Annotated in this window: 15 protein-coding genes and 16 tRNA genes; 27 read left to right on the top strand and 4 right to left on the bottom strand. The window is 37.6% G+C overall.

The window, feature by feature from the left end:
* Positions 1-27 precede the first annotated feature (27 nt).
* The 3 genes from C5Q96_RS03065 to trkA all read right to left on the bottom strand — a co-directional run bounded on the left by C5Q96_RS03065 (position 28) and on the right by trkA (position 4,352).
* The gene (locus tag C5Q96_RS03065; protein WP_106056952.1) at positions 28-1,500 is read right to left on the bottom strand and encodes a TrkH family potassium uptake protein; all 1,473 of its coding nucleotides are present in this window, start codon (positions 1,498-1,500) and stop codon (positions 28-30) included.
* Between the two features lie 12 nt (positions 1,501-1,512).
* On the bottom strand, positions 1,513-2,922 hold the full coding sequence (locus C5Q96_RS03060; protein ID WP_106056951.1) for a TrkH family potassium uptake protein: 1,410 nt from the start codon (positions 2,920-2,922) through the stop codon (positions 1,513-1,515).
* Between the two features lie 62 nt (positions 2,923-2,984).
* Positions 2,985-4,352, bottom strand: a complete 1,368-nt coding sequence (gene trkA / locus C5Q96_RS03055; protein ID WP_106056950.1) for a Trk system potassium transporter TrkA — start codon at positions 4,350-4,352, stop codon at positions 2,985-2,987.
* 167 nt (positions 4,353-4,519) lie between these two features.
* Between trkA and C5Q96_RS03050 the strand changes: the two genes are divergently transcribed.
* The 25 genes from C5Q96_RS03050 (at position 4,520) to C5Q96_RS02930 (ending at position 17,636) form a co-directional block, all read left to right on the top strand.
* On the top strand, positions 4,520-5,353 hold the full coding sequence (locus C5Q96_RS03050) for a Cof-type HAD-IIB family hydrolase (RefSeq protein ID WP_106056949.1): 834 nt from the start codon (positions 4,520-4,522) through the stop codon (positions 5,351-5,353).
* 166 nt (positions 5,354-5,519) lie between these two features.
* Entirely contained in the window at positions 5,520-5,861 is a 342-nt protein-coding gene (locus C5Q96_RS03045; RefSeq protein WP_106056948.1) for a YraN family protein, read from the top strand.
* An 8-nt stretch (positions 5,862-5,869) separates the two neighbouring features.
* Positions 5,870-7,402 carry a YifB family Mg chelatase-like AAA ATPase gene (locus tag C5Q96_RS03040; protein WP_106056947.1) on the top strand — a complete coding sequence of 511 codons (1,533 nt, stop codon included), beginning with the start codon at positions 5,870-5,872 and terminating at the stop codon, positions 7,400-7,402.
* A 2-nt stretch (positions 7,403-7,404) separates the two neighbouring features.
* Entirely contained in the window at positions 7,405-8,277 is an 873-nt protein-coding gene (gene dprA, locus C5Q96_RS03035; RefSeq protein WP_106056946.1) for a DNA-processing protein DprA, read from the top strand.
* Positions 8,278-8,352: 75 nt separating this feature from the next.
* The gene (topA, locus tag C5Q96_RS03030; protein ID WP_106056945.1) at positions 8,353-10,470 is read left to right on the top strand and encodes a type I DNA topoisomerase; all 2,118 of its coding nucleotides are present in this window, start codon (positions 8,353-8,355) and stop codon (positions 10,468-10,470) included.
* 27 nt (positions 10,471-10,497) lie between these two features.
* The gene (gene hslV / locus C5Q96_RS03025) at positions 10,498-11,037 is read left to right on the top strand and encodes an ATP-dependent protease subunit HslV (protein ID WP_106056944.1); all 540 of its coding nucleotides are present in this window, start codon (positions 10,498-10,500) and stop codon (positions 11,035-11,037) included.
* A 10-nt stretch (positions 11,038-11,047) separates the two neighbouring features.
* Positions 11,048-12,484, top strand: coding sequence for an ATP-dependent protease ATPase subunit HslU (gene hslU, locus C5Q96_RS03020; protein WP_158696668.1), 1,437 nt, complete (start codon positions 11,048-11,050; stop codon positions 12,482-12,484).
* Complete coding sequence (locus C5Q96_RS03015; protein ID WP_106056943.1) at positions 12,485-13,123, top strand: YigZ family protein; 639 nt, start codon at positions 12,485-12,487, stop codon at positions 13,121-13,123.
* A gap of 92 nt (positions 13,124-13,215) precedes the next feature.
* A tRNA-Val gene (locus C5Q96_RS03010) sits at positions 13,216-13,291 on the top strand.
* Between the two features lie 6 nt (positions 13,292-13,297).
* Positions 13,298-13,374 (top strand) — tRNA-Asp (locus C5Q96_RS03005).
* Positions 13,375-13,388: 14 nt separating this feature from the next.
* A tRNA-Thr gene (locus C5Q96_RS03000) sits at positions 13,389-13,463 on the top strand.
* A gap of 6 nt (positions 13,464-13,469) precedes the next feature.
* Positions 13,470-13,554: transfer RNA gene (locus C5Q96_RS02995), tRNA-Tyr, on the top strand.
* An 8-nt stretch (positions 13,555-13,562) separates the two neighbouring features.
* A tRNA-Gly gene (locus C5Q96_RS02990) sits at positions 13,563-13,637 on the top strand.
* Between the two features lie 4 nt (positions 13,638-13,641).
* Positions 13,642-13,715, top strand: a tRNA-Gly gene (locus tag C5Q96_RS02985).
* Positions 13,716-13,725: 10 nt separating this feature from the next.
* Positions 13,726-13,802: transfer RNA gene (locus C5Q96_RS02980), tRNA-Arg, on the top strand.
* Between the two features lie 47 nt (positions 13,803-13,849).
* Positions 13,850-13,926: transfer RNA gene (locus tag C5Q96_RS02975), tRNA-Gln, on the top strand.
* Positions 13,927-13,930: 4 nt separating this feature from the next.
* Positions 13,931-14,006, top strand: a tRNA-Lys gene (locus tag C5Q96_RS02970).
* A gap of 16 nt (positions 14,007-14,022) precedes the next feature.
* Positions 14,023-14,111, top strand: a tRNA-Ser gene (locus C5Q96_RS02965).
* Between the two features lie 23 nt (positions 14,112-14,134).
* Positions 14,135-14,227, top strand: a tRNA-Ser gene (locus C5Q96_RS02960).
* Between the two features lie 14 nt (positions 14,228-14,241).
* Positions 14,242-14,317, top strand: a tRNA-Trp gene (locus C5Q96_RS02955).
* A gap of 7 nt (positions 14,318-14,324) precedes the next feature.
* Positions 14,325-14,401 (top strand) — tRNA-Pro (locus C5Q96_RS02950).
* A gap of 61 nt (positions 14,402-14,462) precedes the next feature.
* Positions 14,463-14,539, top strand: a tRNA-Pro gene (locus tag C5Q96_RS02945).
* A 5-nt stretch (positions 14,540-14,544) separates the two neighbouring features.
* Positions 14,545-14,621, top strand: a tRNA-Ile gene (locus C5Q96_RS02940).
* Positions 14,622-14,640: 19 nt separating this feature from the next.
* Positions 14,641-14,716 (top strand) — tRNA-Phe (locus tag C5Q96_RS02935).
* A gap of 250 nt (positions 14,717-14,966) precedes the next feature.
* A complete protein-coding gene (locus C5Q96_RS02930) occupies positions 14,967-17,636 on the top strand; it encodes an SH3 domain-containing protein (RefSeq protein WP_106056942.1) in 2,670 nt (889 codons plus the stop codon).
* Between the two features lie 92 nt (positions 17,637-17,728).
* Here C5Q96_RS02930 and C5Q96_RS02925 read toward each other — a convergent pair whose 3' ends face one another.
* Complete coding sequence (locus C5Q96_RS02925; protein ID WP_106056941.1) at positions 17,729-18,628, bottom strand: TIGR01212 family radical SAM protein; 900 nt, start codon at positions 18,626-18,628, stop codon at positions 17,729-17,731.
* Positions 18,629-18,757: 129 nt separating this feature from the next.
* Here C5Q96_RS02925 and C5Q96_RS02920 point away from each other — a divergent pair, with 129 nt between their 5' ends.
* Positions 18,758-19,423 carry an epoxyqueuosine reductase QueH gene (locus C5Q96_RS02920; RefSeq protein ID WP_106056940.1) on the top strand — a complete coding sequence of 222 codons (666 nt, stop codon included), beginning with the start codon at positions 18,758-18,760 and terminating at the stop codon, positions 19,421-19,423.
* A 57-nt stretch (positions 19,424-19,480) separates the two neighbouring features.
* Positions 19,481-20,491 carry an aspartate--ammonia ligase gene (asnA, locus tag C5Q96_RS02915; protein WP_106056939.1) on the top strand — a complete coding sequence of 337 codons (1,011 nt, stop codon included), beginning with the start codon at positions 19,481-19,483 and terminating at the stop codon, positions 20,489-20,491.
* The last annotated feature ends 44 nt before the right edge of the window (positions 20,492-20,535 follow it).

Genomic DNA, 20,535 nt, shown 5'->3' with positions numbered 1-20,535 from the left:
TAAAAAACTTTGATTCCCCGCATTTTATTAGAAGAAGTCGTTGTCATTCTTCCAAAAGCTCTTAAAGAATATGAGGATAAAAGGATAAATTTCAAGCCTACCAGCAAGCATTAGAAACATCATAGTTATCTTTGATACTACAGAGTAGTCATCAAGAATCCCAGTCGTTGCAGTTTGATTAATATAAGTACCAGTGTTAGTGAGCATCGCTAGCGAAGTGCTTAGTGCAGTATTAAGATCAAGATTAATCGATAATATTAGAGCACCAAACAGATACGTTACAACAAACATTACAATGTATAAGTTACAACGTAGAAGGGTGTTGAGTTTAAGCGGTGTTCCTGCGTATTTAATTGGTCTAATAGCATTCTTGTGAATATGGTGATAAAGCGTTCTAGAAGCCGTTTTTAAGGCAATTATTGTTCTTGCAGCTTTTATTCCACCACCAGAAGATATCGCGCATGCTCCGATAAACATCTGCACTAATATAATTGCACAAGCTGCTCCTGGCCATCGGCTAGTATCAGAAATTTGATACCCTGCTGTAGTAAAATAAGAATTAACTTGCATTAGAACATTACCGAATTCTTTTAGCGATGAAATACTTCTGTTATATGTGATATACAATATTCCCGTAATGAAAATAGCAGTTGTCAAAATTCGTCCAGAGTGAAATTTTAATTCTGGTCCTTCAGTTAACTCTCTAAATTTTCTCATAGTTGCTAATAATAGAATAGAAAAGTTGAGCGAACTCATGAAAGCGAAAGTTGTAATTATTATCTTTACAGCTAGTCCATAACTAATAATATTCCCATTGTTAAGGTTCATTAAGCCAGCTGTACTAATGTTGCTCAACGATGTAATAAGAGAATCGCTTTTATTTAAACCCGATAATCTTAATAGTGCATATTGTATTGCAGTAAGTGATATATATATTGCTAGAGCTCTGCGATAAGTCTTTCTGAATGTAGTATTTATTTTCATAAATCCAGGACCTGCTATTTCTGTAATGACAAGAGATCTTCCTACAAACTGCCATGTCGGTAAGAAGTTTAAAGCAATAACAATAATCCCGAGTGCACCCATCCAGTTACACGAAGCGCGTAGCATTTGAAGACCAATTGGCATAACATCTGAGTTTACAACCGAAGTACCAGTAGTTGTCCATGAAGCAACGGCTTCATATAATGAATCTATATACGATAAATTAAGGCTACTCAGATAGAAAGGGATTGATGTAATGAAAATCATAGTGAGCCACGTAAAAATAGTCGTCATAAAGCATATTCTCGAGTTCATACGATTTATATCATAGTAAAACACTTTCTGACCTATAAAACCTATAATGAATGTTGATATAGATATAGTACCAATATGAGCTAGTTCATTGTAATCCTGATATCTTATGCATAACAAAACAGCTGGAACCGTGAAGGCTCCAAATATCATCAAGGATGCAAATACCATATGAAGAACAAATCTCTTTTCTTTACTAACCATCTGATATCCTCATTAAACTCTATGTCTATTCCAGTAATGCCTAGAGAACATGATCAGAAATGTGCTAAGCTCGAGTCTTCCAATTATCATTATTAACGCAAGTACAAATGTTGAAAAGTCAGAATAGAAATGGAAGTTTTCTATCGGACCAACTTGGGCTAATCCAGGACCAACGTTACTTATACAAGATAAAACAGCTGTAAAATCAGTGACCAAATCAGCGTTTGATCGGAGAGAAACTAGCATAGTTCCAATACCTAGCGTCATCAAAAATGTAATGACAAATGATAGCATGTACATCATAACTTCACCAGAGATTTTCGTACCGTTATATTTAACATCGTCAATAATGTTGTCATGAAGTCTAACCCTAACTTCACGCTTAAACATCTTAAATACTGACAATACACGGATGATTTTTATTCCACCTGCTGTTGATGAACTCATTGCTCCTGTAAACATAACTAATATCAAGACCATCTTACAAAATGCAGGCCACAGATTAAAATCAGTAGTTGCATATCCAGTAGTGGATATCATCGTTGCAACTTGAAATGCCGCATCAGTAACTGCTTTAAATGTATTCTTATATCCACCTTGAAAGAGAAGTGATATTGTTATAAGTGTTGTAGATATTGCCAAAATGCCAGCATAAAGTCTCAATTCCTCATCAGCCAGAGCAGTTTTAATTTTGCCTCCAAGCATTGTAAAAAAAAGATTGAAGTTAGTACCTGCTATAATCATGAATATTATAATAACCCATGTAATGTAATAGCTATGGAAATGAGCTACACTATCATTATAAACACCAAAACCACCAGTAGCCATAGTTGAGAAAGAGTGGGCAACAGCATCAAACATGCTCATACCGCCCAAAAGCAGCAGAACTATTAGAATAACAGTAAGTATTACGTATGCGATATAAAGACTTCTAGCAGTATCGGAGAATCTAGAAGTCAGTTTCGTTACAGTGGGACCGGGTGTCTCTGCACTTGCAACGTTTTGCGCCTTTACTCCTAGGTTAGGAACTAGTGCAACCATTAAAACGACAATTCCCATTCCTCCAAGCCATTGGGTCTCTGAGCGCCATAGTAACATTGATTTTGGCAGGGCCTCAACATCTGTAAGAATAGTTGCTCCAGTGGTTGAAAAGCCAGAACACATCTCAAAAAAAGCGTCTATAACATTTGGAATAGACCCTTGTATTACGAATGGTATCGCAGCCAAAACAGAGGACATAATCCACGCAAATGAAACGATAAAATAGCTATCTGTGTAGCGAAGCGCTTCAGTAGAGCTAGATCTTCCTAAAATGCTCGTTGTAATTATGCCTAACCCGAAAGAAATTGCGCATGCTATAGTAAAAGCAACTACTGAGTTATATTCTTTGTAAATCACCGCGACAAATAGAGGTAGCATCATGCTACCTCCGATAATAAATTGCAGTTTTCCGATTATATTAATAACTCGTTTATACATGGCACTTACTTTAAAATACTAAGTCTTATATTTGGCTTAAATAGTTTCTCTACATATCCGATGTTGGAGATCATGCAGACGATTGTAACTCGATCTCCAGGTTTGATTTTTGTATTTCCATCAGGAATTATTGTGTCCATTCCGCGGTGGATGGCAGCGATGATTATATAATCAGGCAGTTTCATGTTTTTAAGAGGAATATTAATCATGCCCATGCCTTCCTGCGCATAAACCTCCATGAGTTCAGCCTGACCCTGTAAAAGAACAGATGATATAACTTTTTTTGCCCCGCGTATGAGCCTAAGAATAGTTGAACAACTGATATCAAGTGGGTTAAGAACTACATCTATACCGAGCTTTGAAATTAAATCTGTATAGCTGTCATGGCTAACCTTAGAAATTACATCTTCTATACCATGCGTCTTGGCCATAAGAGCAAGAAGGAGGTTCTCTTCATCATAACCTGTCGCCGTTACAAAAGCATCCATTTCATCCATATCCTCTTCAGTTAAGAGACCAACATTAGATCCATCACCATTAAGAACCATTACATTTTCAAGCTTATTCGCCAAATAGTGACAACGAGCTTTATCTTTTTCGATTATCTTTACGAACACGCCGTATTCAGATAGCCTAGAAGCAAGGTAATACCCGGTTTTTCCGCCACCGATAATCATAACCTTCTGTACTGCAGAATGCTTCATTTTAGTGTGTACACGACTAGCTAAATCAAATACATTTTCCTTCTCGCCTATAAGATATAGGAGGTCGTGTGCTTCTATAACCGAATTTCCATGCGGAATTATCATTTTCCCTTTGCGAGAAATACCTACCATTAGCATATCTGGCATAATAGTTCGAAATTCAACTAGCGATTTACCGATAAGCTGAGGTTTCTTATCAGCATCAAATTCAATAAGTGCGATACTTCTCGAAGTAAAAATACCATTGCTAAGAGTGTATTTCTCAACCAGATATCGATAGATTTCAGAAGTAATCAGGAGGTCAGGATTAATGAGCATATCAATATTATAGTGCTCTCTAAGAAAGTCCAACTGATTCATATGTTCCGGCTCTCTAACTCTTGCAATTACGCGTTTGCAGCCGAGAATCTTTGCAAACGAAGCAGCTAAGATATTTGTATCATCAGATGTCGTTGTGGCGATGAGAAAATCGAAAGATTTTACGTCAATCTTATTGAGTGTTTCGATAGTCTTCGCATCACCAAGAACAGTGAAAACGTCAAACTGCTGGGCTAGTATATCTAATTTTTTTTCATTGTTATCTACAACTGTAACATCATAATCTCCATCAAGCAGGGCTTCAGTAATTCTGATTCCAAGCTTTCCGGCTCCAATTATCGCAATTTTCATTTCGCCATCCTGTCATAAAATAAAATATAGATTAACGAGCGTGATCAATATATAATGTATTTCATTAATAGCTCAATAGTGAATTATAATTCAAACACACATTATTTGCAATTGAGTTATCGTTTTTTGATTGAAAAATCAACAAAAAAGTGCATTATGAGGTATAAATGAGTATTAAGATTATTGGATTAGATTTAGATGGAACAACTCTTGGAATTAACGGTAAACTACCCCCAATCAACAAGATTGCTATTGAGCGCGCAATTGATGCGGGTATCAATGTTGTTGTGACGACAGGGCGCGTCATTTCAGCAGTTCCAGAAGATATTATGAATATATCAGGGCTAAGATATATAATTTCTTCAAATGGGGCTCATGTTCGCGATTTAAAGCAGGGACATGATGTGTATTCCAGTTTTATAGATCCAGATGTAATCGGGAGAGTAGTGGATCTTGCAAGAGAACGCAATCTATATCTCGAGGCTTTTCACGATGGAAGAGCATATATAGATTCAGCTCTCTATCATGATATTGATGTTAATGGAAGCATTCACAGAAGGCGCGAGTATGTTCTTAGGACGAGAAATCCACTAGACGATATATTTGGATTTATGCTTGATAACTGCACAGAGATTGAGAATATAAATATCTTTTTTGAAGATATGAATAAGCTTGAGGATATTCGAAAGATAGTAAGCAAATATGATGATGCTAATGTAACGTCATCTGTGCCAAATAATATTGAAATCGGTGGACTCGGCTCTAGCAAAAGCAAAGCGTTGTCTGAACTTATGAAAATACTCTCGATAGACAGATCTGAGCTTATGTGCTGTGGTGATGCTGCGAATGATATTCCGATGTTGCAGTTAGCGGAAATTGGAGTTGCTATGGAAAATGCATGGGATATCGTTAAGGAGAATGCCGATTACATAACGGATACAAATGTAAACGGAGGCGTCGGTAAAGCCATATTAAAGTTCTGCTTTGGCGAAGAAGTGTAAAATCAAATCAAAATAAAAAAGCAATGCATACGAACTGTAAATTCACTATTTGCAGTCCTGTATGCATTTTTTTTGCAATCATAATGAATGCTTATCTATTTCGTGATAAAAAGAGTTTCCATAACAATTAGAAATTGCATCTATTAATTATTGAAACGGAGGATGTATGAAGTACAACAAGATAATAGGTAGTCTAGGCGAAAAGATGGCCGCAGATATACTTGAACAGCAAGGATATGAGGTGATTGCAAGAAACTATACATGTAAATTAGGAGAGATAGATATTATCGCTATGGATACGAGGGAAAATGTACTTAGCTTTATTGAAGTTAAAACGAGGACGAGCGATAAATATGGTTATCCAGCAGAGGCAATATCAACCAATAAAATCCGTCACATCAAAAACGTAGCCGGTCATTTCTTGCGTAAACACGCAGATTTTAGCGATTATAATGCTCGATTTGACGTAGTCGAAATTGAATGCAAAGTTAGTAAGAATTGTTTTTAGAGGTGAATATGCTATCAACGATTACAAGTGGAGTTATTAAAGGAATCGAAGGTCAGAAGGTAAACATTGAGACATGTATAGGCAATGGTCTTCCTAATTTCAATATTGTTGGTTTAGCTTCAAAATCAGTTATAGAATCGAGGGAAAGGATTCGCTCAGCAATAATACATTCAGGTTATGATTTTCCTCATGGCCATATAACTGTCAATTTATCACCAGCAAGTCTTAATAAAAATGGAAGTCATCTAGATCTCCCGATTGCAATCGGTGTACTCTCGAGTACTCTAGTAGTAAATAGTAGGAAAGCGAAAGCATATGCGGTCATTGGAGAGCTATCTCTATCGGGGAGGATTATGCCAATAGATGGGGTTTTACCTTTGATAATAGCCTTTCGTGAAGCAGGCATAAAAAAGGTTATTCTTCCTGTAAGAAATGTTAAGGAAGCATCGATGGTAGAAGGCATTTCTGTTATAGGGGTTAAGAAACTTGAAGAAGCAATAGTTGCTATTAATAACGAACTTAGTGAGGGAGACACTTTTCCAATTGCAAATTACTCTAGTGAGAGAATAGAAGAATGTGATTATTCAGACATAAAAGGGCAAGAATATGCAAAAAGAGCACTTGTTGTCGCCGCTGCTGGTAAGCATCCACTACTTATGATTGGACCTCCCGGGTGTGGTAAAACTATGCTTGCAAAGCGGATGCCTACAATATTAACACCGATTACAAATAGTGAACTGCTAGAAACTACAATAATACACTCCGTGGCAGGGCATCTTAATAAGGGCAGTAATAACTTGATAAATAGACCTTTTAGAGCCCCGCATCACACTATATCTAGAGCAGCTCTTCTCGGTGGTGGGGTATATCCGATGCCTGGAGAACTTTCTTTAGCTCATAATGGAGTGCTGTTTCTCGATGAATTTTGTGAGTTTGATTCAGGTCAAATAGAAGCACTTCGGCAGCCGTTAGAAGATCATAAAATCGTAATATCTAGACAAGGAATTACATATGAATTTCCATGTAGAGCACTTGTGATTATGGCGGCAAACCCTTGCCCATGTGGATTTTTTGGAAGTGAATCAAATGAATGCACTTGTACTGCACAAGAGATTGCTAGGTACAGAAGACGAATGAGTGGTCCAATTTTAGATAGGATAGATTTGCAACTTACCATGCAAGAGGTAAGGTATGAAGACCTTAAATTTGAGAAAATTGGGAAAGACAAGGTGCTAGATAGTGAAACCATGAGTTCGATGGTAAGTGATGCTGTAAGGTTCTCTAAACTAGAAGGTAGAGACGAGAAATGTGGAAATATTAGTGATAAGAAAATTAGAGATGCTTGTCTACTTGGTAATCTTGAAAATAAATTTTTAGAAAATGCATATGATAGGCTTAAACTATCTCCGAGGAGTTATATACGCACACTTAAGGTAGCGAGAACCATTGCAGATATAGAGCAAGAGAGGAAAGTTAGTATTGAACATTTAGCAGAAGCACTAGGATATAGATGTAGTGAATATGATATAGGAAAAGATTAAATATGAATAACAAATATAGTAATGAAATTAAAGAAATTGATTTTAATTCACCTTATTATCCAGAAAATCTAAGAATAATAAATAATCCACCTGAACGTCTATATTGTATAGGAGACTTAAATCTTCTTGGTCTCAAATCAGTAGCAGTAATTGGTTCGAGGAAATATACACTTTATGGAAAAATTGTAGCCCAAATGATAGGTAAAGAACTTGCTAAAGCTGATATTCCCGTGGTTTCAGGTCTTGCATATGGAATTGATAGTTTTGCGCATGAAGGAACAGTGAGTCTGGGAGGGAAAGCCATAGCTGTACTCGGTACTGGAATCGATATAATTCATCCAGTGAGAAATGCATGGCTATATAATAAAATAGCTTCTAGCGGATTAATTATATCTGAATATGAGCCTGGTACACCAGGCGCTAAGTATACATTCCCTCAGAGGAACAGGATTATAAGCGCAATATCTGAAGCTGTAGTAGTTGTGGAAGCTGGTCTTAACAGCGGCTCACTAATAACTGCTGACTTTGCAAATGAACAAGGAAAAAGCATCTACTCTGTGCCTGGGAACATAAATAGTCAGTTTAGTGTTGGAACAAATAAATTAATTAAAGATGGTGCAATTCCGTTGATTAGTATCAGTGATGTAACATCGGAAATCAAGGGAGTAGAATATACTCCTCAAGATATTGAGATGGATCTAGGAAATGATGAACTAGAGATTTATAAGGAGATTCAGAAATCCACATGTTGTACTATTGATAGCATTGCACACAATCTCAACAAAAACGCTGGAAAAGTCAGTGCTATACTTACAGTGCTCGAGATTAAGGGGGTCATTACAACCTACGGTGGCAAAGTATTTCTTGCAAAATAAAATCCCAAGGTTTATGATGAACTCTAATATTATAGAGAAGTTATATTTATAAATTAATTGTTAAGGGGTTAATTGATGCCTAGTACAAAAACTAAAACGTCAACCAAGAATAAAAAAACAACGAAATCCAAGAAAATTGCTAGGAAGCGCACACTATTAATTGTTGAGTCGCCTTCAAAAGCTAAAGTTATTGGAAAATACTTAGGTCCTTCTTATAATGTGCTCGCTTCGGTAGGACATGTAAGAGATTTACCTAAGAGCAGACTAGGGATAGATATAGAAAATCAATTTGAACCTGGATACATAAATATAAGAGGCAAGGGTGACAAGATTAAGGAACTTAAGAAAGCGGCAGCGTCTGCGTCACGTGTTCTTTTAGCAACTGACCCAGACCGTGAGGGAGAGGCTATATCATGGCATTTAGCATATTTGCTTGATATCGATCCAAAAAGTGAATGCAGGATAGTTTTTAATGAAATAAATAAAGAAGCCGTAAAAGAAGCTATTAAGCATCCTAGGTCAATTGATATGGGATTAGTAGATGCTCAGCAAGCCAGGAGAGTGTTAGATAGATTAGTTGGATATCAGATTAGTCCGCTTCTATGGCAGAAGGTAAGGCGTGGTCTCTCTGCTGGTAGAGTGCAGTCAGCAGCTCTCAAGATGATTTGCGATAGAGAGAATGAAATAAAATCTTTTGTACCTGAAGAGTATTGGACTATAACGGCTGATTATGGAGATAATTTCAATGCATCGCTCAGTAAATACAATGGAGAAGATATTCGCATTACTAAAGCTGAAGAAGCTGATGCTATTGAGAAGCAGCTAAGTGCAGGAAGATTTGTAGTAGAGAGTGTAAAGACAGGTAAGAGAAAGCCAAAACCTTATGCGCCATTTACTACTAGTAGTCTACAGCAGGATGCTTCTATAAAGTTGAATTTCCAGACTAAGAAGACTATGCAAATTGCCCAGCAGCTTTACGAAGGGATTGACGTAAAAGGAATTGGAACGAGAGGTTTAATTACTTATTTACGTACTGATTCCGTTAGAATATCATCTGCTGCAAAAGAAGCTGCATCGGAATTTATAGCTAATAAATTTGGTAAGGAATACTGTTCCAATAACTCATTTTCAAACAAGAATAAAGACATACAGGATGCACATGAAGCAATTAGGCCAACAGATATAAACCTTGAACCGGAGGCAATTCGTGACTCATTGACTTCAGATCAATTTAAGCTATATACACTTGTTTGGAATCGATTTGTTGCATCACAGATGTCAGCTGCAGAGTTTGATACAGTAACCGTAACCATAGATAATAATGGATATGAATTTAGAACATCTGGATCAAGATTAGTTTTTGATGGCTGGAGAAGGGTATATCCAATTGCAAGCGATAAGGATTCGTATGTACCAGAACTCAAAAAAGGTGATGAACTTAATTGTATAGAGCTTATTAAAGAACAGAAATTTACACAACCACCTGCTAGATATACGGAGGCTGGTCTTGTTAAAGAGATGGAAGAAAAGAATATAGGAAGACCTAGTACATATTCAGCCATTATAACAACGCTTACGGGCAGACGCTATGTTACTAGAGAAAAGAAAAATCTAGTACCAACACAACTGGGCTTTGATGTTACGGGTATTCTTTCAGAGTATTTCGGAGATATCGTAGATGTCGAATTTACGGGTGAATTAGAGAATCAACTAGACCAAGTCGAACTAAAAAAAGAAGCTTGGAAGCATGTAATAGAGGATTTTTATGGACCATTTAGCAAAGAGTTAGAAGTTGCTCAAAATGAAGTAGAGAAGATTGAACAGGAAGTAGTTCTAAGTGATGAAGTTTGTGAATTATGTGGGAAACCTATGGCGATTAAAGAAAGCCGATTTGGTAAATTCTTAGCCTGCACCGGATATCCTGAATGCAAAAACACAAAACCAATTTTAAAGGAAATTGGGGTAAATTGTCCAAAATGTGGCAAACCAATTATTGAAAAGAGGACCAGACGCGGTGGCAAAATATTCTACGGGTGTAGTGGTTATCCAAATTGTGAAGTTTCATTTTGGGATAAGCCAACTGGAGAACTGTGTCCTAAATGCGGATCAATGCTTCTTGAAGGCAAAGGGAAAAAAGCTAAAATTAAATGCTCTAACGAAAATTGTAGTTATGTAAAACCAGAGAAAAAGTAAAGGTTTATTATAATTTGGAGGTAGATAATGGTTCAATTTCATGCGACAACTATTTGTGCAGTTAAAAGGCCTGATGGAGATATTTGTATTGGTGGCGATGGGCAGGTTACGATGGGGGAAACTACCATCATGAAGAACGGTGCCAAGAAGGTTAAGAAAATCTTTAAAGGAAAAGTCCTAACTGGATTCGCAGGTTCCGTGGCTGATGCCTTTTCACTAACCGATAAGTTTGAGAACAAGTTACAGGAGCATGATGGAAATTTAAAGCGTGCAGCTGTTGATTTAGCTCAATTTTGGAGAAGCGATAAAGCAACGCGTAGTCTTGAAGCTTTGATGATAGTAGTTAACGAGGAAGATTTACTAGTTATATCAGGAAACGGGGAAGTTATTGAACCTGATAAAAATGTCGTTGCTATTGGTTCTGGCGGTAATTATGCGTATTCTGCTGCTTCCGCTCTATTTGATAATACTGAATTAGATGCTGAAAGTATTGTTCGCAAGTCACTAGAAATTGCATCTTCTATTTGCGTATATACAAATGACAATATTTCTGTTGAGAAATTATAGGAGGTAAATAATGAAAAATAATATTAAAACGATGACTCCTAAACAGATAGTGGCTGAGCTTGATAAATATATAATTGGACAGGATGAAGCAAAAAAATCAGTAGCAATTGCTCTCAGAAATAGATATAGGCGCAGTCTACTAAGCGAAGACATGAGAGAAGAAATCACTCCTAAAAACATTCTCATGATGGGACCTACTGGAGTTGGAAAAACTGAAATTGCAAGAAGACTTGCTAAAATTATGGAAGCACCTTTTGTAAAGGTTGAAGCCACCAAGTTTACTGAGGTGGGCTATGTTGGACGTGATGTTGATTCGATGGTTAGAGATCTAGTTGAGGCCTCTGTCAGGATTACTAAACAGCAACGTATAAATGAGAAATATGGAATTGCTGATGAACTTGTTGAGGAAAAGATTATTGATGCTCTTGTTCCAGGGGCGTCATCAGATAATGTCAAGAATGTTAATGGACCTAATCCGTTTGACTTTTTCCTTAACAATTCCAACTATCCAAGTCAAAAGAAGCAGTATGAAGAGCAGCAGAATTTGGAAAAGCAAAGTGTTCCAGAAGACGTTGCTATGGCTAAAGAACAAGTTAAAATTCATTTAAGAGAAGGCAAACTAGAGGATCAACTTATAGATATAGAAGTTGAGGACTCTGTAAATACTAATCAGTTAGATATGCAAAATGAAGGAATTGGCATAGCGATAGGCAATATATTTGGAGATATGATGCCTAAAAAGACCAAGCACAAAAAAGTTACGGTTAGGGAAGCAAGAAAAATCTTAAGGGAGCAAGAGGCACAAAATTTGATAGATATGGATCAAGTTATTGATGATGCTATCGAAAACGCTGAGCAGAACGGTATTATTTTCATTGATGAGATAGACAAAATTGCTTCTAGAAGTTCGATGGCTTCAGGTGCGGATGTTTCCCGTGAAGGTGTACAACGAGATATTCTTCCGATTGTTGAAGGGAGTGTAGTTAATACAAAACATGGTCCAGTAAAAACTGATCACATGTTATTTATTGGAGCTGGAGCATTTCATGTTTCTAAACCTTCTGATTTAATTCCGGAGCTGCAGGGAAGATTTCCGATAAATGTTGAGCTAAAGAATCTCGATAAAGCGGATTTTAAAAAGATTCTTACTGCTACAGAAAATGCTGTAACAAAACAACAAAAAGCATTACTCGAAACTGAAGGAGTAAATGTTGAGTTTACAGATGACTCAACGGATGAAATTGCTGAAATGGCATATCTTATGAATGAGCAGACTGAAAATATTGGAGCAAGAAGATTATATACGATTCTTGAAAAATTACTTGAGGATATATCATTTATGCTTCCAGATAATTCTGTTGAAAAGATAGTGATTGATAGAGAGTTTGTAAAAAATAAATTCAAGGAGACTGTCAAGGAAGTAGATGTTGACAAGTACATTTTGTAAATGAAGCTCTATGACACTGTATACCAAGAAGCTAAAGCTGAATATATAACCCAAAAATCTCGTTTTATAGCACATATTTCGCCGGTGGACTCATGTGATGAGGCGAAAGCGTTTATCTCGTCAATTAAGAGTGAATATAAGGATGCTACACACAATGTGCCGGTTATGGTAGTAGGAGATAAACAAGAGATACAATGGTCTAGTGAAGATGGTGAGCCACAGGGGACTGCTGGCGCACCGATTCTTCGCATGATTGTTGAAAGAGGGCTAACTAACCTGGCTATTGTCGTGACTCGCTATTTTGGTGGAATAAAGCTTGGTACTGGGGGCCTCGTGCGGGCATATTCGACTTCTGCGAGACTTGCGATAGATAAAGCATTGCTTTCTGAAGTAAGGGAAGCTATAGTTTTAACATATGAAATTTCATATTCGCATTTGACACAAATTGAAAACATTTCAAAAACAGGGGTTTTCAAGATTGCAAAAATAGAGTACACTGATAAAATCACACTGGATGTTAGTGGAGATATTGATCAAAAGCAATCAATAATCGATACAATAACAGAGGTTACCGCAGGTAAATGCAAGCTGTTGAAAGAGAAATCAAGAAAAAATAAATTTCTGATTGACAGTGATTAGATGCTGTGTTAGTATGAATAACGCAGTTGAGTGAAGACTGCAGCACGAAATTGACGCTTAAGGTTAAATAATCTAGTGCGACAAATATCTTTGGACGCTTAGCTCAGCTGGGAGAGCATCTGCCTTACAAGCAGGGGGTCATAGGTTCGAGCCCTATAGCGTCCACCATATTTTGGCCGGGTAGTTCAGTTGGTTAGAATGCCAGCCTGTCACGCTGGAGGTCGACGGTTCGAGCCCGTTCCCGGTCGCCAATTTTAACGGTTATGCTGATGTGGCTCAACGGTAGAGCAGCTGATTTGTAATCAGCAGGTTGGGGGTTCGATTCCCTCCATCAGCTCCAATATTTCGAGGGATTCCCGAGTGGCCAAAGGGGGCGGACTGTAAATCCGTTAGCTGTGCTTTCGATGGTTCGAATCCATCTCCCTCGACCAATAAATATGCGGAAGTGGCTCAGGGGTAGAGCATCGCCTTGCCAAGGCGAGGGTCGCGAGTTCGAATCTCGTCTTCCGCTCCATTTTGCGGATGTAGTTCAATGGTAGAACTTCAGCCTTCCAAGCTGATAGCGTGAGTTCGATTCTCATCATCCGCTCCATTTTTTTTAAGGGTCCATAGCTCAGTTGGATAGAGCAACGGCCTTCTAAGCCGTGTGTCCGGGGTTCGAATCCCTGTGGGCTCACCATTTTTAGATTTTGTTTGGTTAAGTAGACGAACTAGAAGTCATGCTTTTGGGGTATAGCCAAGTGGTTAAGGCAACGGACTTTGACTCCGTGATTTCGCAGGTTCGAGTCCCGCTACCCCAGCCATTGTGACCCATTAGCTCAGGTGGTAGAGCACTTGACTTTTAATCAAGGTGTCCGGAGTTCGAATCTCCGATGGGTCACCAATTTTTATCAACATCCGGAGAGGTGTCCGAGTGGTTTAAGGAGCTGGTCTTGAAAACCAGTGATTCTGAAAGGGACCGTGGGTTCGAATCCCACCCTCTCCGCCAAGAATCATTTAGTTATAGCTTTTGGAGAAGTACTCAAGAGGCTGAAGAGGACGGTTTGCTAAACCGTTAGGGTTCGTATTAGGGCCGCATGGGTTCGAATCCCATCTTCTCCGCCATATTTATATACCATAGGGGTATAGCTCAGTTGGTAGAGCAGTGGTCTCCAAAACCACGTGCCGAGGGTTCGAGTCCTTCTGCCCCTGCCAAGATTTTCGGGGTGTAGCGCAGCTTGGTAGCGCAACTGGTTTGGGACCAGTGGGCCGCGGGTTCAAATCCTGCCACCCCGACCATTATTAAACTGAATATATTAATGTTTACAAATAAGTCCTTGAGTGTTAAAATCATATGCGCCGGGGTGTAGCGCAGCTTGGTAGCGCAACTGGTTTGGGACCAGTGGGCCGCGGGTTCAAATCCTGCCACCCCGACCACTTTAGGGCCATTAGCTCAGTTGGTCAGAGCGTCCGGCTCATAACCGGCAGGTCCTGGGTTCAAGTCCCCGATGGCCCACCATTATTTATTTAGTTTATTTGCCCAGATAGCTCAGTTGGTAGAGCAAGGGACTGAAAATCCCTGTGTCCTTGGTTCGATTCCGAGTCTGGGCACCATTAAAGAAGCAGAGATGCTTCTTTTTTTATATCTATATATTGCTTTATTCTATTTAACTATCTTTATATATTGTGGTATTTATATTATTTTTTACTTTTAAGCAATTAATTCCCTCTTTTATATTGAAATTTCAATACTTATAACGATTATTTTATTTAAATTAATTTTCCTATTTGTTAAAATATATAAATATTAGTTATATTTTGCTACTAAGAAATTAGAAAATTATTTATTAAGAAAGAGGGACTAATGAATAATATTATAGCTATAAAACTTAAATCAATATTTGCAGTTCTTGTTTTCATAATTCTGCTAATGTTGGGTTTTGCTGAGGCTGCTAATGCACAATCAGTTCAGAATGCGACAGGTTACATCAATTCAAAATCAGGAGTAAACGTTAGGGCGGGTACTTCCGTATTTTCTAAAAAAGTGACGTCTATTTCTAATAATAAGAAGGTTACAATAACAGAGGTTGTTTTTTCGTCAAATTCAAATGCAGCTGCTAGGGATAAATGGTATCATGTAAATTATGGCGGAAAGTCAGGTTATATTAGATCTGATTTGATTAATAGGGTGGAATATTCTGCAGTTGCGGGTAGAACATCTTCGACTTTAAACAGCAGACTTGGTGCCGGGACTAGATTTGCTAGTGTTACTACATTTGGAAAAAATGTAAATCTTACAGTCCTTTTAAAAGCTAAGGCTAATAAGTCAAATGTTGACTGGTATATGATTAAATATAATGGTGGCTATAATTATGTCTGTGCTACTTGGGTAGATATTACTGGAAGTATTTTCTCGAATAACAGCGGTGGTACTTCTGATAATGCTGGTACGATAACAACTAATCCAGAGCCAAATCCTGATATGAATCCATCAGATAATAATGCATCGCCTAGTAATGGCACATCATCACCCGATAATTCAAACACTGTAAACAATCCTGGTAACACGAACAACAATGATAGTGGTAATACAAGCAGCAGTGTAAATTCAAATGTTGATCAAACACAAACTGATTTTGAAAAATCAATTGCATCTTTTCCTGAGGATTATAAAGTCCATTTAAGAAAGCTTCATGCTTCTCATCCAAATTGGAAATTTATCGCTAAGGAAACAGGAGTTGATTGGAATACTGCATTATCAAAGCAGAGTCGTGACGGAGTGTCTCTCATTAATGGTGCTTATCCATTATCATATCGAGATATCAATCCTTATAGCTTCAAGGCTAAGGATCAGAGTAGACCTTTGTATAGTGGCGCAAGTATTTCATCTGGTTCAGTTGGCTCAGCAAGTGCTAATACTGATATTTCATTGTTAGATGAAGTATTTAATGCTAATAATGGAAGCGATGATGCAAAATTTGTTCACATTAGAACCGCTTCTGGACAGACTGGATATATACAGGGCAGTGTAACTAACGAAAATTATTCACATGAGATTAATGGTACTGTAAAAGGTGGTTATACGAACATAAGAAAAGGTGCAGGAACCGGTTATGGAAGAATTGGCGGGGCAAATACCGGAGATAAGGTTTCAATTGTTTTGACAGCAAAAGCGTCAGATGGTGTTGTTTGGTATAAGATAAAACAGGGAAACGGATTTGGATACATATGTAGCAAGTTTGTGAAAGTTGATGATTCCATAGCTCCAAGTTCAAATACTAAGCAGACGACATCAACATCATCAACAACAAATACTGATGTAGTTTTCGGAACTCTAAATCAAAGCGCTTCATACAGAATGGGACCATCTGATATCTTTAAAGAGGCTGGAACTTTAACCTCCGGACAGAACGTAACGATTATAAACAGCGTAAAGAATATTGATAACAGTAATTGGTATAAGATAGCTGTAAGTGGAAAAGTGTATTATATTCCTTCAAGTTATGTTACATCTTCGGGAAAAGTTAAGGATGGAGAAGCAAGTGTAAGTGGCAAGGTCCATGATTACTTAAACTATAGATCGTCATACGATATTACAAATAAGCCTGTAGGAACTTTTCCGAAGAACACAGATGTAGTCATCACAGGAGCTATAAATTCTGGTAACTACAACTGGTATAGAGTTCAGTATAAGGGAAAAACATACTACGCAGCAGCAAATTGGATAACTGTATCAGATCAGAAGTATGATGGTAAGGAAGCGACTCCAGCAAGTGATGCACAATCTGTTGAAGCTCCTGCTGGAGGTATAGAGTCCCTGAAGGGAGTTGGTAGATTTACTGCATCAGGAACTTATATACCAAAGGATGGATCAACGTGGTTCAATGCTAGTTCACAAGTAGTTGGTTACTATATGGATCCTCGTAATTTCATTAATGAAAATAACATTTACATGTTTGAAGATTTGTCGTATCAATCATACCAGTCTCAAGCTGCTGTTTCTAAAATAATATCAGGGACTGCGCTTGAGAGGAATGGTTTTATGGCTAGCTGGTTTGTGAGTGCAGGTAAGGAAAATGGTATGAGTCCAATTGCACTTGCTGCAAGAGCTCGCCAAGAAACTGGCGGAGGAAGTATTGCAATTTCAGGGTATATATTCCCTGATGGTAAGTATGCATATAACCCATATAATATTGGTGCTTATTCTAATGCAAATCCTGTTATGAGAGGACTCGAATATGCTAAGAAGCAAGGATGGGATACTAAACAGAAAGCAGTATTTGGAGGAGCCAAGTTTATCGCTAGCGGATATATCAAGCAGGGTCAAAACTCCGTTTATTTCCAACGATTTAACGTTGCAAATGGCGCTGCTAAAGTTGGAACACACCAGTATATGACAAATATATCAGCTTGCTACACTGAATCTATTTCAACAAAGAATAGCTACAGTGCTTACGGAATTACAAATGAATCACTAGTGTTTGTAATTCCTGTATATACCAATATGCCGGCATCAACAGCATTGCCACACTAGTTTGTGTATTTATCGATTTTAAATAATAGCAGAGCGGATATTACTAAAACAGGTAATATCCGCTTAATATATCGAGATAATTTTGAAGATATCTATTTATTTAGTTTTGCACCTTGAAAAGTATCACGTATGCGAAGCTCTCTATTAATTGCATTTAGAATCGTTCTTTTTTTATAACTCCACTCTGGGCTGATTAAAAGCTTTCTAGGTACATCACCAGTCAAACGATGAATAGTTATATCTGGAGGTATTTCTTCAATCATCCTTACTACTAGATCAACATAGCTTTCTAGACTATCAAATGAAACATATTCTGGCATTTCCCTATAAAGTGGAGATGTACTAACTATATTCATCAGGTGAAGTTTGATGCCAAATATACCACTATTTGTTACATGATGAAGTGATTCAAACATATCACGTTCAGTTTCACCAGGGAGTCCTAGTATCAAATGTGTCACAGTTTTGATTTTTCGTTTTGACAGTTCATAGATTGCCTTATCATAATCTGTTAGGTGATAACCAATATTCATACTATTAAGCGTCTTTTCGTGTATGGTTTGAAGTCCTAGTTCTATCCACATAAAATGATTTTCATTTATTTCTGCAAGTAAATCTAAAATTTTATCATCGAGACAGTCAGGTCTAGTCGCAATTACTATTCCTTCAATTTCAGGATGAGATAGGGCGGCATAATATTTGCTCCTAAGAACATTAACAGAAGCATAAGTGTTTGTGTGGCTTTGAAAATAAGCTAAGTGGCCGGCATTTGGCCATTTATCGCTTAGCAAACGAATCTGCCCTGATATATCTGATGCGAGTTCTCCCGAGCCACCAGATGAGCAGAACTTGCAACCACCATAACTAACTTTCCCATCGCGATTTGGACATGTAAAGCCAGCTTCGATTGAAAGCTTTGCCATCTTCTTGCCGAATCGTCCCTTTAGGTAAGTGTTTATTGAATAAAATCTTTGACTATCAGTAAATTTCAAACATAAACCTCGCTGAAATTATATTGGTGAAATAACTCCTAAATATTGATATTGTTATTGTTGCTATAGAAAAAAGCGACAATATTTTGTATAATAAATAGATAATTTTAAAATTCAGAGGTACATCTAATGAAAGAAAAATGTGACACATATGTGGGTTTTCGTACGAATGAATTTCAAAATAAAGTTTTGCCTGTATACATGCATACTGACTTAACTAATAGGAAGCCAAGAATACTTCTGCATGCATGCTGTGGTCCATGTTCGACTTCTTGCGTCGAACGGCTTGCTTTTGACTATGATGTTACTGTTTTTTATTATAATCCAAACATTACAGATCAGGAAGAATATCTTTTACGCAGGGATAATCTGATAAAGTTTATCGATGCTTTTAATGATGAGTTCAAAGAAAGGACGCATGTTAATTACATTGAAGGTGAATATAAAGTCGAAGAATTTATCAAAGTAGCACAACCACTCTGTCATGAACCGGAAGGTGGAAAGCGATGTGATGTGTGTTTTGAGCTTAGGTTGGAAGAGACAGGACGTATTGCGAGTGGCCTCGGAATGGATTATTTTGCAACTGCAATGGCCGTTAGCCCTCACAAGGACTATGCTTCTATACTTAGAATTGGAGAGAGTATTGGCGCATCTAATAATATCAAATTTTTGGATGTGGACTTTAAGAAGAAAAATGGTTTTGGGAGAAGCATTGAGCTTTCGAAGAAATACGGTTTATACAGGCAGAAATTTTGCGGCTGTGAGTACGCACGAGCTATGATGAAAAGCAGATAACTATATTTCTGTTTAACAATATTAATAAATAAATTTTATATAGAAAGGTTTTAGGATATGGGGAAATTAGTACTACCGAAAGATTATAGACCTATTATTGATCACGTTGAGACACAGAGGGCGATTAAGAAGATTAAAGATTATTTTCAGCAAGAGCTAGCATATGGTCTACAGCTTCGCAGAGTGTCAGCGCCTTTATTTGTATTTCCAGAGACTGGACTCAATGACAATCTTAATGGATATGAGCGCAGAGTAAATTTTACAATTAAGGATATTGATGAGAAACAGGTAGAGGTTGTTCAATCACTTGCTAAGTGGAAAAGAATGGCGCTCGCTAAATATGAAGTAGAGCCTGGTCACGGTATATATACCGATATGAATGCAATCAGAAGAGATGAGGAGCTTGATAACATACATTCCATCTACGTCGATCAGTGGGATTGGGAGAAAGTAATAACTAAAGATCAGCGAACCGATGAATTTCTAGAAGAGACAGTTATAACAATTTACAATGCGATGAAGAATCTAGGTGATTATGTTAATCGCCTATATAGAGATATTCAGATTGAGTTACCAAATGAAATTACATTCGTAACCACACAGGAGCTTGAAGATAAGTACCCGAAAAACACCCCAAAAGAGCGTGAGAAACTCGCAGCTAAGGAGTTTGGTGCTGTATTTATCAAGAAAATTGGTGGCGTCCTCGCATCTGGCAAGAAGCATGACGGACGAGCTCCAGACTATGATGATTGGGAGTTGAACGGGGATATTATAGTTTGGAATGATGTCCTCGATGATGCTCTAGAACTTTCATCAATGGGAATTCGTGTTGATAAGGAGGCCATGGAGCGTCAGTGCAAAATTGATGGCAAAGAAGATAGGCTTAGCCAGTCGTTCCATCAGAGTGTTCTAAATAACGATGTTCCTTTGTCTATTGGTGGTGGAATTGGTCAGAGTAGAATATGTATGTTCTTTCTTCAAAAGGCTCATATCGGTGAAGTGCAGGCTTCAGTATGGCCAGATGATATGATTGAAGCTTGTGCGGAGGACAATATATTTTTACTATAGGATCAATTATGGTTCAATAATTTAAAATCTTATAAAGAAAGGAT

Origin of the sequence: Mogibacterium diversum, from assembly GCF_002998925.1 — a bacterium.
Taxonomy (GTDB): domain Bacteria; phylum Bacillota; class Clostridia; order Peptostreptococcales; family Anaerovoracaceae; genus Mogibacterium; species Mogibacterium diversum.
Note: the sequence above shows the minus strand (reverse complement) of the source record. Positions and strands in the feature narration are given on the sequence as shown.

What these genes read in the sequence shown, in the direction of transcription:
- C5Q96_RS03065 (WP_106056952.1), bottom strand. Translation starts at nt 1,500, where the DNA reads ATGGTTAGTAAAGAAAAGAGATTTGTTCTTCATATGGTATTTGCATCC.
- C5Q96_RS03060 (WP_106056951.1), bottom strand. Translation starts at nt 2,922, where the DNA reads ATGATGCTACCTCTATTTGTCGCGGTGATTTACAAAGAATATAACTCA.
- trkA (WP_106056950.1), bottom strand. Translation starts at nt 4,352, where the DNA reads ATGAAAATTGCGATAATTGGAGCCGGAAAGCTTGGAATCAGAATTACT.
- C5Q96_RS03050 (WP_106056949.1), top strand. Translation starts at nt 4,520, where the DNA reads ATGAGTATTAAGATTATTGGATTAGATTTAGATGGAACAACTCTTGGA.
- C5Q96_RS03045 (WP_106056948.1), top strand. Translation starts at nt 5,520, where the DNA reads ATGAAGTACAACAAGATAATAGGTAGTCTAGGCGAAAAGATGGCCGCA.
- C5Q96_RS03040 (WP_106056947.1), top strand. Translation starts at nt 5,870, where the DNA reads ATGCTATCAACGATTACAAGTGGAGTTATTAAAGGAATCGAAGGTCAG.
- dprA (WP_106056946.1), top strand. Translation starts at nt 7,405, where the DNA reads ATGAATAACAAATATAGTAATGAAATTAAAGAAATTGATTTTAATTCA.
- topA (WP_106056945.1), top strand. Translation starts at nt 8,353, where the DNA reads ATGCCTAGTACAAAAACTAAAACGTCAACCAAGAATAAAAAAACAACG.
- hslV (WP_106056944.1), top strand. Translation starts at nt 10,498, where the DNA reads ATGGTTCAATTTCATGCGACAACTATTTGTGCAGTTAAAAGGCCTGAT.
- hslU (WP_158696668.1), top strand. Translation starts at nt 11,048, where the DNA reads ATGAAAAATAATATTAAAACGATGACTCCTAAACAGATAGTGGCTGAG.
- C5Q96_RS03015 (WP_106056943.1), top strand. Translation starts at nt 12,485, where the DNA reads ATGAAGCTCTATGACACTGTATACCAAGAAGCTAAAGCTGAATATATA.
- C5Q96_RS02930 (WP_106056942.1), top strand. Translation starts at nt 14,967, where the DNA reads ATGAATAATATTATAGCTATAAAACTTAAATCAATATTTGCAGTTCTT.
- C5Q96_RS02920 (WP_106056940.1), top strand. Translation starts at nt 18,758, where the DNA reads ATGAAAGAAAAATGTGACACATATGTGGGTTTTCGTACGAATGAATTT.
- asnA (WP_106056939.1), top strand. Translation starts at nt 19,481, where the DNA reads ATGGGGAAATTAGTACTACCGAAAGATTATAGACCTATTATTGATCAC.